The organism is Dyadobacter frigoris (assembly GCF_005280585.1).
Classification (GTDB): Bacteria; Bacteroidota; Bacteroidia; order Cytophagales; family Spirosomataceae; genus Dyadobacter; species Dyadobacter frigoris.
Genome location: NZ_SZVO01000013.1, coordinates 129,242 through 144,761, shown reverse-complemented (window position 1 = coordinate 144,761; position 15,520 = coordinate 129,242). Strand labels below are relative to the sequence as shown.

General features: G+C 38.9%; 15 protein-coding genes and 4 tRNA genes. 11 read left to right on the top strand and 8 right to left on the bottom strand.

Annotated elements, in window-relative coordinates; all coding sequences use genetic code 11:
• Window positions 1-19: 19 nt before the first annotated feature.
• Both FDK13_RS25100 and FDK13_RS25095 read right to left on the bottom strand, forming a co-directional pair.
• Window positions 20-103, bottom strand: a tRNA-Leu gene (locus FDK13_RS25100).
• Between the two features lie 74 nt (window positions 104-177).
• Window positions 178-250, bottom strand: a tRNA-Lys gene (locus FDK13_RS25095).
• A 74-nt stretch (window positions 251-324) separates the two neighbouring features.
• Here FDK13_RS25095 and FDK13_RS25090 point away from each other — a divergent pair.
• Window positions 325-1,059: an SH3 domain-containing protein gene (locus FDK13_RS25090; RefSeq protein WP_137342767.1), complete on the top strand. Its 735-nt coding sequence runs from the start codon at window positions 325-327 to the stop codon at window positions 1,057-1,059.
• Window positions 1,060-1,140: 81 nt separating this feature from the next.
• Window positions 1,141-1,608 (top strand): CHRD domain-containing protein, encoded by a 468-nt coding sequence (locus FDK13_RS25085; RefSeq protein WP_137342766.1) that lies wholly within the window; start codon window positions 1,141-1,143, stop codon window positions 1,606-1,608.
• Between the two features lie 76 nt (window positions 1,609-1,684).
• On the opposite strand, the gene FDK13_RS25080 is transcribed toward FDK13_RS25085, so the two are convergent.
• From FDK13_RS25080 to FDK13_RS25065, 4 genes are all read right to left on the bottom strand, one after another.
• Complete coding sequence (locus FDK13_RS25080; protein WP_137342765.1) at window positions 1,685-2,920, bottom strand: DEAD/DEAH box helicase; 1,236 nt, start codon at window positions 2,918-2,920, stop codon at window positions 1,685-1,687.
• 314 nt (window positions 2,921-3,234) lie between these two features.
• Window positions 3,235-3,534: a chaperone modulator CbpM gene (locus FDK13_RS25075; protein WP_137342764.1), complete on the bottom strand. Its 300-nt coding sequence runs from the start codon at window positions 3,532-3,534 to the stop codon at window positions 3,235-3,237.
• 14 nt (window positions 3,535-3,548) lie between these two features.
• On the bottom strand, window positions 3,549-4,442 hold the full coding sequence (locus tag FDK13_RS25070) for a DnaJ C-terminal domain-containing protein (protein ID WP_137342763.1): 894 nt from the start codon (window positions 4,440-4,442) through the stop codon (window positions 3,549-3,551).
• 96 nt (window positions 4,443-4,538) lie between these two features.
• Window positions 4,539-4,760, bottom strand: a complete 222-nt coding sequence (locus FDK13_RS25065; protein ID WP_137342762.1) for a VF530 family protein — start codon at window positions 4,758-4,760, stop codon at window positions 4,539-4,541.
• Between the two features lie 98 nt (window positions 4,761-4,858).
• Here FDK13_RS25065 and FDK13_RS25060 point away from each other — a divergent pair, with 98 nt between their 5' ends.
• Window positions 4,859-5,854: a Gfo/Idh/MocA family protein gene (locus tag FDK13_RS25060; RefSeq protein ID WP_137342761.1), complete on the top strand. Its 996-nt coding sequence runs from the start codon at window positions 4,859-4,861 to the stop codon at window positions 5,852-5,854.
• A gap of 290 nt (window positions 5,855-6,144) precedes the next feature.
• On the opposite strand, the gene FDK13_RS25055 is transcribed toward FDK13_RS25060, so the two are convergent.
• Entirely contained in the window at window positions 6,145-6,789 is a 645-nt protein-coding gene (locus tag FDK13_RS25055; protein ID WP_137342760.1) for a cysteine hydrolase family protein, read from the bottom strand.
• Between the two features lie 160 nt (window positions 6,790-6,949).
• Between FDK13_RS25055 and FDK13_RS25050 the strand changes: the two genes are divergently transcribed.
• The 5 genes from FDK13_RS25050 (at window position 6,950) to FDK13_RS25030 (ending at window position 11,843) form a co-directional block, all read left to right on the top strand.
• On the top strand, window positions 6,950-7,804 hold the full coding sequence (locus tag FDK13_RS25050; protein ID WP_137342759.1) for a methylated-DNA--[protein]-cysteine S-methyltransferase: 855 nt from the start codon (window positions 6,950-6,952) through the stop codon (window positions 7,802-7,804).
• A 69-nt stretch (window positions 7,805-7,873) separates the two neighbouring features.
• Window positions 7,874-8,758 carry a hypothetical protein gene (locus FDK13_RS25045; protein WP_137342758.1) on the top strand — a complete coding sequence of 295 codons (885 nt, stop codon included), beginning with the start codon at window positions 7,874-7,876 and terminating at the stop codon, window positions 8,756-8,758.
• Between the two features lie 36 nt (window positions 8,759-8,794).
• On the top strand, window positions 8,795-9,739 hold the full coding sequence (gene miaA / locus FDK13_RS25040) for a tRNA (adenosine(37)-N6)-dimethylallyltransferase MiaA (RefSeq protein WP_137342757.1): 945 nt from the start codon (window positions 8,795-8,797) through the stop codon (window positions 9,737-9,739).
• 36 nt (window positions 9,740-9,775) lie between these two features.
• Window positions 9,776-10,231, top strand: coding sequence for a hypothetical protein (locus FDK13_RS25035; protein ID WP_137342756.1), 456 nt, complete (start codon window positions 9,776-9,778; stop codon window positions 10,229-10,231).
• A gap of 328 nt (window positions 10,232-10,559) precedes the next feature.
• A complete protein-coding gene (locus tag FDK13_RS25030; RefSeq protein ID WP_137342755.1) occupies window positions 10,560-11,843 on the top strand; it encodes a citrate synthase in 1,284 nt (427 codons plus the stop codon).
• 172 nt (window positions 11,844-12,015) lie between these two features.
• Here FDK13_RS25030 and pdxH read toward each other — a convergent pair whose 3' ends face one another.
• Window positions 12,016-12,654 (bottom strand): pyridoxamine 5'-phosphate oxidase, encoded by a 639-nt coding sequence (gene pdxH / locus FDK13_RS25025; protein WP_137342754.1) that lies wholly within the window; start codon window positions 12,652-12,654, stop codon window positions 12,016-12,018.
• Between the two features lie 106 nt (window positions 12,655-12,760).
• On the opposite strand from pdxH, the gene FDK13_RS25020 reads away from it, so the two are divergent.
• The 3 genes from FDK13_RS25020 to FDK13_RS25010 all read left to right on the top strand — a co-directional run bounded on the left by FDK13_RS25020 (window position 12,761) and on the right by FDK13_RS25010 (window position 15,389).
• Complete coding sequence (locus FDK13_RS25020) at window positions 12,761-14,665, top strand: DUF349 domain-containing protein (RefSeq protein WP_137342753.1); 1,905 nt, start codon at window positions 12,761-12,763, stop codon at window positions 14,663-14,665.
• 112 nt (window positions 14,666-14,777) lie between these two features.
• Window positions 14,778-14,850 (top strand) — tRNA-Thr (locus FDK13_RS25015).
• Window positions 14,851-15,316: 466 nt separating this feature from the next.
• Window positions 15,317-15,389: transfer RNA gene (locus FDK13_RS25010), tRNA-Thr, on the top strand.
• Window positions 15,390-15,520 lie beyond the last annotated feature (131 nt).

Sequence of the window (15,520 nt, the reverse complement as noted above, 5' to 3'; positions counted from 1 at the left end):
ACGATTATTGCAATTTCCGTGTCCAAGAGGAGAGTCGAACTCCCATACCCAAACGGGCACTACCCCCTCAAAGTAGCGTGTCTACCAATTCCACCACCTGGACATTACTGAGGTTTTGTTCACTTCGATGAAATTCAAATTTTGAACTACGAACGAAATCTCTTAATATTTTACTCGTGATCCCGCTGGGATTCGAACCCAGGACCCATACATTAAAAGTGTATTGCTCTACCAGCTGAGCTACGGAATCAATTATTTTTGCAGTTGGAATAGCCGTGACGTTTTCCGTAATTGCGATGCAAAAGTAGAATTCTTAAAAGTCAAATGCAAGCCCTGATAAATAAAAACCTAATTTTCTGGATCATTTTGGGTTCAATATTACCCCAATATGAAGCGTTTTCAGCCAGTAAAAATGAATTAAAAAGAGCTGATTCTCTGTTCGCTATGGCGAAGTATTCAGAGGCAACGGTACTGTATAAAAAAAATTTCGGAAATGATGAAAAAAATAATCAAAGTCTGCTTTTGAAGCTCGCTTTTCTTGCTGAAAAGACAAATGACTACACCGACTGCCTATATTATCTTAGCAAGCTTGCATTAATTACGCCTTCCAGAAAACTGTTTGAAAAAATGGATAAACTGGCATCCGAGCAAAATTTAAAGGGCTATGAATTCGACGATTACAATTATTTTATAATATTTTACCGCCGTTATGGTGATTACATCCCAATTTTGCTCCTAACTTTGGGGGCATATATCGTTCTGATCATGGTCATGAAAGTGCGCCGGAAGGAACCGATTTTAAAAATTCACAAGATTTCAATAATTTTCTATCTTGTCGCTTTGTTGGGATTGCTTAATATTCCATCACTCTATAAAACGTGCATCATTGTCAATTCCAATACGTTTTTGAGAGATGAGCCATCTTCCGCCTCGCAAGTGGTTGAAAGGGTCGGAAAAGGGCACAAACTGACCATTGTAGGGTCCGTAGATCACTGGGACAGGGTGATTTGGAATAACAGGATCGTGTATGTCAGAAAAAGTGATTTGTGGAATATTTAATAAATCTGGCTGGTATCATTTTTGTGGAGGAGTAACTTTGTATATATTTATCGAATAATTTGTTTTAAAAAATCAAGATTCATGAAAAAGCCAATGAAACGTTTTTTACTATTAATGACTGGTGTTGCTATGTTAGGTCTGGTTTCTTCTTGTAAAGAAAAAGGCCCGCAGGAAGATGATGTAGTAAAATTCCATGCGACAATTAATAGTCAGCCGGCAATTCCTAAATCTTCATCTACGGCCCAGGGAACGGGAGTATTTGAGTACAACAAGGTGTCAAGGGAATTGAAATACAATATCTCATATCAAAATGTTACACCAACAGCGATTACGATCAATGCAGCTAATCCGTCATGGCAAATTGGAGGCGTTGTATATACTTTGCCAGTTGGCTCAGCAGCCGGACAAGTTTCAGGTTCAGTAACAAATGTTTCAATCGGAGATCAAACTTCACTGATCCTTGGTGCAATGTATGTTAACATTACGAGTAAAACATATCCTTACGGAGAAATTCGCGGACAGATCACCATTGATCAGGTAACCTATTAACAGAGCGATCTGATAACAAAAACGGCTTGCAGAAATTATTTCTGTAAGCCGTTTTTGTTAATATCTTACCGGACAATTATTTCTTTTTCTTCTTTTTCTTTTTTGATTCAAAATCTTCCACTTCCTGCATCAGTGCTTTCAAATCGTCTTTTGGCTCTGCGCTGAAATCGATCGTTTCTGAATATTCCTGGCCTGTAATTTTTAGTACTTCAATAGGTTTACCGAGGAATTCCTGAATTTCTTCAAGCATCGCTTTTTCTTCCGGACTGCAAAACGATACTGCGAATCCTTTATGGGTTCCCCGGCCGGTCCGTCCAACCCGGTGTACATAGTTTTCTGCCTGATCCGGAAGATCGTAATTTACTACGAAATCTACATTGGCAATATCAATTCCTCTTGCGCTTACATCCGTAGCAATCAGTATTTTAACCTCTCCTTTTCTGAATGAATTCATCGCTTCAAGGCGGTCGTCCTGCTCTTTGTCACCGTGAATGGTTACGCTTTTAATTCCCATTCTTTCCAGTGCCTTAAACACTCTTTCTGCCCGCACTTTGGTTCGAACAAAAACAAGAATTTTACTTTCAGCATTCTCCCCGACGATCCTTTCCAGAAAGAAACGTTTGTCGTCCATTCCAATAAATGCTACTGAATGCGTAATATTTTTGGCAACTTTATCATTGGGCGATATCTGTATACGTATAGCATTTCGAACCAGTGAATAGGCCAGTTTTTTAATTTTTTCGTTAATAGTGGCAGAGAAAAATAGAGTCTGCCGGGTATTTGGGAGAAACTTGATCAGATCCTGAATATCTTTAATAAAACCCAGATCAAGCATATGATCGGCTTCATCCAGTACAAGTATTTCTATTCGGTTCAGTTTGATGTGGCCCTGGCTTACCAGATCGAACATCCTTCCCGGTGTTGCGACAAGTATGTCAATACCTTTTTCCAGCTGTGCGATCTGCGGACCTTGTTCAACGCCTCCAAACACGCTGAATGCCTTAACTTTGGTATATTGACCAATTCGGTCAAAAACTTCTGTGATCTGAATCGCCAGTTCACGGGTAGGTACCATTACAATACATTTTATTCCCTCCGGTCTGCTGGCCGATTTTCTGCGGTGTAAAATATCAATGATCGGTATCGCAAAAGCAGCGGTTTTTCCTGTTCCGGTTTGCGCTATCGCAAGCACATCTTCACCTTTCATGATCGGTTGAATGGCCTTGAACTGTATATCGGTTGGACGCTTGAACCCGGCTTTTTCCAGACTTCGCTTTATTTCGGGAACAATGTGGTAATCTTCGAATTTCATAAATTATAATATGGTCGGGCAAGTGAATGCTCATTTACCTTCATTTAACATTTTGCAAAGATACGCCGTTATTTGTCAATCATTATTTTTTGATTTGCATCGATGTGAAAAAGCCCTGGAAGAATGTGTGAATGGTAGAATCTAACAGTGTTAATTATCCTTACCAAAATAGAATTTAATGAAATTGATAAGCGGGAGCGTTAAGAAGGAATTTTGAAAATAATTAAATGAATAAAAGCTACTGATTATCAGCATTTTAAAACGGTTGTTTTTATACGTTGACAATCAGCAGCTTTTATATACCAAAATATTGATTAGTCGAGGGATTCGTAAAGCCGCAACCGGTTTTTTAGTGAAACAATCTCGCTCTGCATGGATTCAACACGTTTCAACAGGTGATGAACAACCTCGATTCCTTCCAGGTTAACGTCCAGATCATCATGCAAACGAATCATTCTTTCCAGTTTTTGAAGCTGAGGAAGATGAATATATTGCGTTTCCTGAACAATAACAGTATCAATTAATCCAACCTCCCGGAGAGACTGGACGAAAGAATATTCAACTTTATAGTGATTACAAAATATATCAATCGAAATTAATTGGTCAGTTTCCATAGCAAAAAATAGGATTAGGATTTAGATAATTCAGTAAACAGCTCCTTTTGTTTTTCCGTAAGATCTGTCGGGATTTTTATGTTGAATGTTACATATAAATCTCCAAACTGTCCATCCTGTTTGTAAACCGGAAAACCTTTTCCTTTTAAGCGAACGATATTTCCATTTTGTGTTTCAGCTTTTACAGGAAGCTTAACTTTTCCGCTTAACGTTTCAATAATCAGTTCTCCTCCTAAAACTGCGGAATATAAATCAAGATCCGCCGTGAGGTACAAATCATTTTTCAGGCGTTTGAATTTTTCATCATTGGCTACCGAAAAGGTAATAAATAAATCGCCATTAGGGCCACCGTTGCTGCCAGGACCGCCATGGCCGGAGATTTTGATATTTTGTCCGTTTTCAATCCCTGCCGGTACCGTTATACGAATATTTTTTCCGTTGACCGTCAGCGTTTGTTTATGCGTTTCATATGCTTCTGTTAAAGTCAGATGTACTTCCGCCTGATAATCCTGGCCCCTGAATTTTGTTTGTCTGCCTCCTGAACGGCCACCGCCAAATCCTGAATTGCCACCAAACATCGATTCGAAAAAGTCAGAGAAATTTTCACCGCCACCCGATGAAAATCCACCGCCATAATTGGCAGAAGATGCACGCGACTGCCTGGCTTTTTCATATTCTTCCCCATGTTCCCAGTCTTTTCCGTACTGGTCATATTTTTTGCGTTTTTCAGGATCACTCAAAACCTCGTTTGCTTCATTAAGCTCCTGAAACTTCTTTTGTGCTTCCTGATCGTTCGGGTTTACGTCAGGATGGTATTTCCGGGCAAGCTTCCGGTAAGCCGCTTTTATATCTTTTTCGGAAGCAGTTTTTTCTATACCCAGTATTTGATAATAATCAACGAAAGCCATGTTTTTATCTGATGAAGTTATTCGGTACCAAGTTATTGAAATTCATTTTTTTATTGATTAAAACGGACAAATCAATCGTGCAGTAAAAGGCATAATTTATTTATTGTCCAGCATTTTTAAATATAAATCTTCTACTTTTTTTCTTGCCCAGGGCGTTTTTCTTAAAAATTTAAGACTGGATTTTACACTGGGTTCGTGATTAAAACTATTTATATTGATATGATATCCAAGCTGTTCCCATCCAAAATATTCAACCAGTTCATTCAATATTGCTTCTAATGTTTTTCCGTGCAACGGATTATTCAGCTGGCCTTCCATGCGTAAATTTTAGTATTGATATTAAAGGTAAAAGGAAAATTGATTAGAATAAATAATTATTATGCTTACTTAATAGTTCAATTTAATATCAGACGTTTATGGATCAGATAAAATGGGGGATTATTGGCTGCGGTAATGTTACCGAAGTAAAAAGCGGTCCGGCATTCAATAAAGTACCAAATTCCCAACTTGTTGCGGTCATGCGCAGGGATGCTGAAAAAGCGGAGGATTATGCAAAAAGACATAATGTCCCAAAATGGTACAGCAACGTGGACGACCTTATAAATGATCCGGAAGTGAATGCGGTTTATATTGCTACACCTCCCAACGTGCACGAGGAATATGCGGAAAAAGCGATGCGGGCCGGAAAACCGGTTTATGTAGAAAAACCGATGGCAATGAATGCCGGGGAATGTGACCGGATGAACGCAGTCAGTAAAGAAACCGGAATTCCGCTTTTTGTGGCGTACTACCGGCGGTCATTGCCTTATTTTGTAAAACTTAAAGAGTTGATTTACAGTAACATTATTGGGGATATTCGCTATGTGAATATTTGTCTGCAATGGCAGCCTTATGACGAAGAAGTAGGGGAGCTACGCAAACCAAAATGGAGAGTGCAGCCGGAAATATCAGGCGGCGGACATTTTCATGATCTGGCATCACACCAGTTTGACTACCTGGAATATGTTTTGGGGCCAATAAAACAGGCCAGCGGAATTGCCCGGAATCAGGCTGGTTTATATGAAGCTGATGACATAACCGTAGCAAATTTCGAATTTGAATCGGGCGTTTTGGGAACCGGAACCTGGTGTTACACTATCAATAAAGAACAGCGGGAAGACTCGGCGCAAATTGTTGGATCAAAGGGAAGAATCAAATTTTCCTTTTTTGAGAAATTTGATATTGTCGTTGAAACGGAGACAGGTTCGGAAACGTTTACTATTCCTTACCCGCCGCATGTACAGCAACCTCTTATTGAGCTGATCGTTGCGGAACTGAGAGGAGAAGGAAAAAGTCCGAGTAACGGCGTTACCGGCGGCAGGGCCAATTTAATTATGGATTGGATTACGAAAGGACAAAAACAGGTTTTGTAGTTACTGAAAATTTTTAAGTAGCTTGCAATACAAAATATGCGGTTATTTCTGTTATTTTACCATATTAAATTTAAATCTTAATAGTCATGGCAAAGGGTAAGAATCTGGATAAGGGCAGCACAAAAAAAGAGCCGGAGAAAAATCTAAAAGAAAAACGTGCTGAAAAGAAAGTAAAAAAGGATAGTAAAAAAGAATATTAAAATCGTTTTTACTTCAAATTAAAAGGGCTTCTTCACAAATCGTTAAGAAGCCCTTTTATCAACCAGCCGATTACTAAAACGTGGTTTTTCTTATTCGTATCCTTTACCTTTCATTTCCAGTTCTTTCTGATTTTCCAGAACCTCAATAAAATCGCTGTGTGTCATCGGTTGACTGAACATTGGGAAATCACTTTTTAAAGCATTGTCGTGCTCTGCCTGACTTAAAGTAGCGCAGCAATCGGTTAATGTGATTACATTATATCCTTTATCATAAGCCGTTCTCATCGTCGATTCTACGCAGCAATTCGTCAAATATCCAGCTAAAACGACATTTTTAATTCCCGTGCTGCGCAAAATATAATCCAGGTTTGTACTTGCAAATCCGCAGAAACTACGTTTTCCTTCAATGATCACGTCACCGGTTTCAGGTTTCAAAACATCGATAATTTCTGTTCCCCAGGTATTTTTTTTGAAAGCGCCGTTGTCAATAACGCCTTTCATAATGCCATAAGGTTTGGCAGTTATTTCGTGATAATCTTCTGTGAATGAAATCGGAACGAACATGACATGAACACCGGCTTCGCGCGCTGCGGCAACGGTATCAACTGTATTTTGAAGCATGTTGTTGGATTCCATCACGCCTTTTACTGCACCGTAAAATATGCCTCCTTCGGAGGTGAAATCGTTCTGAAATTCAATCAAAACAAGGGCGGTTTCTTTTGGGTTTAATTCCATGATCATTACGGATTGGATAAATAATTATTAGTCTGTGAATATAACTGCATTCATCAATATTTCCGTATTTCACATTCCGGTATTTTTGATAATAAACGCAAGTTTTGGGTTGAAGAGCAGGTTTTTTGGCGGCACCTTTGTGTAACAAATTAACAATCAAATGGATCAGAAAACTTATAATTATGAAAAGATTGCAAAAGCAATTGAGTACATATCAGAAAATGTCAAAAACCAGCCTTCATTGTTTGAAGTGGCCGAAGAAGTAAACATCAGCCAATTTCATTTTCAAAGAATGTTCACGGAATGGGCAGGAGTGAGCCCGAAGAAATTTTTACAGTACATAACGGCAGATTATCTAAAAGGAAAAATCAAGGAATCGACAAATTTGGTGGAGCTGGCAGAATCAGCTGGACTTTCAAGTCAGAGCCGGGTATATGATTTATTTACGGGTATTGAAGCAGTAACTCCCCAGGAATTCAAAACGGGCGGAAAAGGGTTGCAAATAAGCTATGGCTTTCATCAGACACCTTTTGGAGAATGTTTTATAGCGGTGACGGAGCGAGGAATTTGCGCTATGGCATTTGTAGATGAGGAAACCAGAGAACACCAACTGATTTTACTTGGGAAAAAATGGCATTTTGCAGCCATTGAACCGAATCAGGAAATCACTGAAAGTTATGTTCACCGGATTTTTTCGCCAAATCTTGATACGCTGGAAAAGCTGCCGATCATGGTGCAGGGAACAAATTTTCAGCTGAAAGTATGGGAAGCTTTACTAACAATTCCGCAAGGTTCCGTGACAACTTATCAGCAAATTGCTAATAGTATCGGAAATCCAAAAGCAGTGAGGGCTGTGGGAACAGCGGTAGGGGATAATCCGATTGCATATCTTATTCCGTGTCACCGGGTTATCAGGAAGGAGGGTATTTTGGGAGAATACCGTTGGGGCAGTTTGAGGAAAAAAGCGTTGATAGGCTGGGAGGCTGCGAAAATGGACGGTGGGCTGGTTTCCTAGTTTAATTCTTTGTTAGAAAGCAGCCAAGTCGCTAACTTGCCGCTTTTCAGTAACCGAATTGATAATACTTTGAATTCTAAATCAACTTTTACCGGCGAAGTGTTTGATTGGCTTTCGTCGATGCATTTTGATTGGGAAGCGAAGACAACTGTGAAAGATTCTTTTGAGCTGATTGAAGTCCGAAAAAATGAAAAAACGGTTTTAGTCTTAAAACTCATAGACTTGGAAACCTGGCAAAATAATGGAAATTTAAATGAATCCGAAATCGCGGATTTTATTATAAATCAAAGTGAAATCCGGTCAAAAGGAATATCCATAGTTACACTTTGGGAAGATATCTGGTATGCTAAAAGGGGAATCGTTCAATCCAGATTAAATGCTATTTTGGGAATCTCGCAAAGAATTCCGGGCAGAGTTACTCAGGCGAGAAAACTGGACAAACCCACTGCCAATGACTTTTTGGACAAAAACCATTTGCAGGGATCCGTTTCTTCCAAGATCCGTTATGGGCTATTTTTGCCAAAACGTTATTTTCGGGTTCTCAATGCTGACTTTCAAATTGATACGGGAATAGAAGAATTACTAGTTGCTGTCGCAACGTTTAGTCACCCGCGTACTTTTGAGCGGGAAGGAAAACTTTACCGTTCCTATGAATTAATCCGTTTTTCAAATCTGAGAAATACGACCGTAGTTGGTGGGTTTGATAAGCTTCTTCGTGCCTTTACGGAAGAATATAAACCAGGTGATATTATGACTTATGCTGATCTGGAGTGGTCGGATGGAACGAGTTACCGGCGACTGGGATTTGAAGAAATATCAGACAAAGACCCCGTTCATTTTTGGCTGGATCCGACACTTAACGTAAGATATAGCGAGAATAGAAAGCCTGAAAGTGACAAACTAATTGAGATTTATAATGCAGGAAGTCGTAAATTTGTCAAAACTATTCATTGAATTTCTTTGTCAACTTATTCTCTATAATCCAATCTTTTGAATCCTTTATTAATCATTTTAGGCCCAACGGCATCCGGTAAGACACATTTGGCCAATCAGGTTGCGACCCGGATAAATGGTGAAATTTTAAGTGTTGATTCCCGCCAGGTTTATCGTGGAATGAATATTGGTACCGGGAAAGATCTGGAAGAATATGTAGTCGACGGCCGACAAATACTTTATCATCTGATCGATATTCTGGATGCAGGTGATAAGTATAATGTAAATCTTTTTCAACAGGATTTTCAAACTTCGTTTTTAGATATTACAAACAGAGACAAAGTTCCGGTTGCTTGCGGAGGTACAGGTTTTTATTTTTATGCTTTATTGAAAGGACATGCCTACACCGATATTCCGGTTGACGAAAAACTTCGGGAAGAACTTGAAGAAATTTCTAATGAAGATTTGCTTTCATTATTTAATAAACTTGTGAGTTCCTATCAGAATTTGGCAGATACCTCAACCCGAAAACGGCTAATCCGTGCCATTGAGATTTCAACTTTTTTGGTACAAAACCCTGAAAAGGAAATTTTATTACAAACAGGTTCGGCTACTATTTATAATCCTATTGTTTTTGGACTGAATCCGCCTGCGGAAATCAGACGTGAAAGAATTAGTCAGAGATTGGATTACAGATTGAAAAATGGCCTGATTGAAGAGGTTGAATCACTTTTAAAATCCGGCATCAGTGCGGAAAGCCTGATTTATTATGGGCTTGAATATAAATATGTAACCCAGTACGTCACCGGATTACTAAGCTATGAAGAAATGCACAAACGGCTGGAAACCGAAATTCATCGTTTTGCCAAACGCCAAATGACATTTTTCCGAAAAATGGAAAAAGACGGAATTATAATCAACTGGCTTGATTATAATAATACCGAAGAAGAAAATATTAAACGAATTATTATGGCTTACAATTCGTTTACTCAAAACATTTAACCAAAACCAGCATTTAACAATTATCAGTTTAACATTATGAATAAGAAGCTAAGCAGTGTTCTGCTTTTATTTGTTTTAAGTGTTACCGATGCTTATTTATTAGCGCATCCCAATTTGATCGGTAAATTAGGTATATTGATTTATAAACATAGTTACATCCAAACTTTCCCTCGTGCGCTTGGAACTGTACTCTTGGTTGTAGCTTTTTCTATTTTGATTTCAGAAGCCTTATTTCGTTTTGTGGACAAGAAAAAAGCTGCTATTGGTTATATCGCATTGCTATTGATCAGCGCATTCTGGTTAGTATATGTCTACTCAATGTTCTCGTCCTTTGCTTACAGAATCACAGGGAAATCATTCATTTACGGGGCACATTTATTGCCCGTTATATTGACCGGGCTGTTCGGTAGATATTTCGTCAAATTGCAACTGAGGCCTGTATTAAATTCGAATCCGGTCGGGATTGTTGAAACTAAAAATGATGTTTCCTAAGTATTAAAGCCGTTTTAATACTTTTAGCAAGACAGATCAGAAATGTTGTCCGGTTAATCCATAGAATATTATCATTAATACTTAAAATTGTGTAAGATTATAGTCCCGATCTTGAATTTTCACAAATTAAACATTGATAATAATAGAAAATACAAGGTTTTTTAAGATATTGCGGCTTGTGTATTTACGGTTAATAAGTCAGTTTCGAGATTTAATCTAAAATTAACATACAGGCTCAGTAAATAAGAGGTAGGGTGGTTCTTTGGGCTACCAACCGTCATCAACATATATATAGTAAACTAACCTTTTAATTTTATTCTTAATTTATATGTCCGAAATAGCTGAATTAATCATTGAAGGTAAAAATTACCAGTTCCCAGTAATAGAAGGTAGTGAAAAAGAGAAGGCCATTGATATTGCTAAATTGCGTGACCAGACCGGTTACATCACCATAGATGCAGGTTACAAAAATACAGGCGCAACAAAAAGCGCTATTACTTTTTTAGATGGAGAAGAAGGAATATTAAACTACCGCGGATATTCGATTGAGGAATTGGCAGAAAAATCTTCGTTTTTAGAAGTGGCCTACCTTTTAATATATGGCGAGCTGCCAACAGAAGAACAATATTCAACTTTTCAGCATGAGATAACTACGCATACGCTTGTAAACGAAGATATGCGCAAGATTTTTGAAGGTTTTCCGGTGAATGCGCATCCAATGGGTGTTTTGTCATCGCTGGTAAGTGCCATGAGCGCATTTTATCCTGAAACGGTTGATTTGGATAGTCCTGAAACTACTGAATTGCACATCATCCGTTTGCTTTCGAAATTGCCTACCATTGCAACGTGGTCTTATAAAAAATCACAGGGGCATCCGGTGAATTACCCAAATAATGACCTGGATTATTGTTCAAATTTCCTGAACATGATGTTCTCTCTGCCCGTTGAAAAATACAAGGTTGATCCTGTTGTTTCTGCGGCTTTGAACAAACTGCTTATTTTACATGCTGATCACGAACAAAACTGCTCTACATCTACGGTAAGACTGGTAGGTTCTTCTCATGCCAATATTTATTCTTCCATTTCTTCCGGTATCAGTGCTTTGTGGGGGCCGCTTCACGGTGGTGCAAACCAGGAAGTTATTGAAATGCTTGAAGCGATCAAAAATGATGGCGGCGATGTTCAGAAATATGTGGATATGGCGAAAGATAAATCAAGCGGTTTCCGTTTGTTTGGATTTGGTCACCGTGTTTACAAAAACTTTGATCCGCGTGCACGTATCATCAAAAAAGCAGCTGACGATGTTTTGAGCAAATTGGGAATCAGTGATCCTGTTTTGGAAATTGCTCAAAAACTTGAAAAAGCAGCTTTGGAAGATGAATATTTCGTATCACGTAAATTGTATCCAAACGTAGATTTTTACTCTGGAATTATTTACCGTGCGCTTGGTATTCCTACCAATATGTTCACTGTTATGTTCGCTATTGGCCGTTTGCCAGGCTGGATTGCTCAGTGGAAAGAAATGCGTGCGAATAAAGAACCAATCGGACGTCCGCGTCAGGTTTATGTTGGTGCTCCAAAACGTGCTTATGTAGAAAGAAGCGAAAGATAGTCTTGAGCTTTTAGCGATTAGGCGTTAGTGCGGCAGTTAGATATTTTTAGCATAAATGAAAAAAGACTGACAGATTGTTCACTTAGAACTTATCTGTCAGTCTTTTTTCATTTATATAATGTTCGTGGATTATTGGTCCATTGCTAACGCATAATAGCGGGCAATAGCTAAATTATGGTGACAGTCGCTCGGTAACCCAAACACCATCTTTCAATACATAAGCCAGCCTATCATGCAACCGGCTCGGTCTCCCTTGCCAGAATTCAACGTAATCCGGAATGACGCGATAACCTCCCCAATGTGGCGGGCGCGGTACAGTGACTCCTTCAAATTCTTGCTCAAAGGATTTCTGTTTTTCTTCCAGAAATTCACGGTTTTCAATCACTTCACTTTGATGCGAAACCCATGCACCGATCTGGCTTCCTCTTGGGCGGATTGCGAAATAATCGTCTGAATCTTTTTCTGATGTTTTTTCAATTTTCCCTTCAATCCGGACCTGGCGTTCCAATTCTTTCCAAAAGAATGTAAGAGCTACCTGAGGATTGGCTTCAATTTCCTGACCTTTTTTGCTTTCGTAATTGGTATAAAAGGTAAATCCGTCCTCATCAACACCTTTTAAGAGCACGATTCTTCCAGTCGGTCGTCCATTATTTACTGTACTTAACAGCATGGCATTCGATTCTGAAAGTTCTGATTTTAAGACTTCGTCAAACCATTTGTTGAACTGTTTCAAAGGGTTAGCATTCAATTCTGATTCATGTAACCCATTCTGGCTGTAATCCGCTCGTATATTTGCTATTTTCTGGTTCATTGTTTGGTAATATATCAATGTTAGGAGCCCAAAATTAGCCAATTCATAGGAAAGATTGTTAGATTTGTATTCTATAAGAGGACGTACTTACGAAACATTAATCACGATGGCACAAGAACAACACGAAGGGGTCGAAAGCAATGCGCAGGAAGACCTGACACAAAAAACGATTGATACCCTGGAAATTGATCTTAACAATGAATTGACGGAAGAACTGGAAGAAGAAGCGCCAGATGTAGATTATAGCCAATTATCTAAGGAACAACTTGTTAATTTGTTGGAAAACGAGTTATCCTTGATTAATAGCGAAGGAGTGAAACCGACGTCTCTTAAAAAGGCAGAGGCTTTGGCTCGTGAAATCCGTCCTGTTTTAGATCATATCAAGCAATCCGACAGAGAAACTGCGCTTAAAGTTTTTGTGGCAGATTCGGGTAGCGAAGATGGATTCGAATTTAAATATGATGCGGAAACGCAAAAGATAGATTCCCTTAGCCGCGAAATAAGAGGATTGAAAAATACTTATTACCAAAGTGTTGAGAAGGAAAAGGAGAAAAATTTCAATGTAAAAACTTCCCTTTTGCAACGCCTTCGTACGCTTTTGGAAGAAGAGGGAACGCGGGAAACCGATCCTTCGGGAATGAAATCCAGCTGGGAAGAATTCAAGAAAATCCAGGAAGAATGGAAATCTGCCGGCAACATTGCGTCTCCGCATAATGGTACGCTTTGGGCAACTTACAATGCGTTGATCGACCGTTATTTCAGTAACAGGAATATTTATTTTGAACTTAAAGAACTGGATCGCCGCCGTAATGCGGAGCTGAAAAGTGAATTGTGTAAAAAGGTTGAAGATCTGGCGAAATCTCTGGAATCCCGTCCGATGACGAAAGAAATTCTGGCTGAGGCAAACCATATCTTTGAAGAATACAAACACCTTGGGCCTGCACCAAAAGAAGATCAGGAAAAACTTTGGCAGCGCTTTAAAGTGGCTTTGGATCAGTTGTATGATGCACAACGCGGACAGTTTGCTGAGCAGAAAAAATCCATGCAGGAAAATTATGATCAGAAGCTGAAAATTTACGAAGCCATTGTTCCTTTTACAACCTATAATTCGGGAAGTATAAAAGAATGGAATGCAAAAACCAAAGAGGTTATGGCATTCCAGGATCAATGGGTGGCTTTGAAAGGTATTATGCCGCGTGAAGAAGGGAAGGAGCTTAGCAAAAAATTCTGGGCTACGCTAAAAACTTTCTTCCATAACAAAGGCGAATTCTTCCGTCAGCTTGAATCGAAACGTGAGCAAAACCTGGAATTGAAAAACCAGCTTTGTACTGATGCAGAAGCGATTCTGGCAACGGGAGAAGACACGGCCGCGAATACGCAGAAGGTTATTGAGCTGCAAAAGAAATGGAAAGCGGTAGGGCAGGTTCCTGAAAAATATAAAGACACGATTTACGATCGTTTCAAGAAAGCTTGTGACTCATATTTTGATCAGAAACGATCGAAAAACAAGGAAGTGGAAGCTGAGTTTGAAGAAAACCTGCGTCGTAAAATTGATTTGATCGAACGTATTGAAATTGCTGCTGCTAACAAGGATGAATCATCTCTGGATTTGCTCAGCGCTTTCAAGAGCGAATGGACTTCAATCGGTTTCGTTCCGAAAAAGGATATGCAGACGACGCAAAAACGTTATATAGCGGCTGTAAATACCTATGTAAGTGCAATTGGTAAATTGTCAAGCAAGGAAAAAGAGCAGGCTGTATTGGAAAGCGAAGTTGAACTGGTACGTGATGGTGAAAGCAGTCGTGGATTGTTCCGTAAAGAAAACGATATCAAACGCCGGGTTTCCCAACTGGAAAACGATATTTCTTTATGGCAGAATAATATCGAATTCTTCGCGAAGTCAAAAACTTCGGATCGCTTGAAAGCAGAATTTGAAAGAAAGATCAGTAGTGCACAAGCGCAGCTTGAAGAGCTGAAACACCAACTGTCTATAATTCAGGAAGCTATCTAAAAAGGCGAAAAAAAGTTAAAAATAATTGCCTTAAAGTGTATGCAGTATTAAAATTTATTATACTTTTGCACCACGATAACGGAATAACAAACGGTGTCGCATTGTAAAAGAGGCCTCCTTAGCTCAGCTGGTAGAGCAACTGACTTGTAATCAGTAGGTCGTTGGTTCGATCCCGACAGGAGGCTCTTAAAATCAAGCACTCAACATTTATTTGTTAAGTGCTTTTTTTGTTATACAATGGTTTATTACAATTTTAGTGATTTTGTGGATCTGCAAAATTAGTAAAATCGTAATACAAAGAATTTACTTTTGAAATCTCTTGTCGAGTTTCTTAAGCTGTGAAGATCGGCCTCCGGGAATTTGGATTCTGGGTTTCCTGGTTCTGCAACGTTTAACAAGATCATTAAAATAGCGATTTACTTTAACGCGCTCTCCAATTTGTAGATGAGAAAGAGAATTCTTTAACTTGGAAGAGGTATGAAATAGGAATTGAAAAAAATATGTAAAAGGCAACTCCTTATATTTCAGTTGTTATAAGGGGAATAGAAAAAAAGATTAAAAATAAATACCCCAAAACTTGCGTTATATACTCTATTCTTCTACTTTTGCACCATGATAACGGAATAACAAACGACATCATAAAAGAAAGAGGCCTCCATAGCTCAGCTGGTAGAGCAACTGACTTGTAATCAGTAGGTCGTTGGTTCGATCCCGACTGGAGGCTCTTAAAATTCAGCACTTGTCTTATTCAGATAAGTGCTTTTTTGTTTGAAATGAAGTGTTAAAATTTTCGACAGATTTTCGGATATTGAAAGTTTCTGTGAAGTCGCTTGCTGTTGAATTTTCATTCCCAGA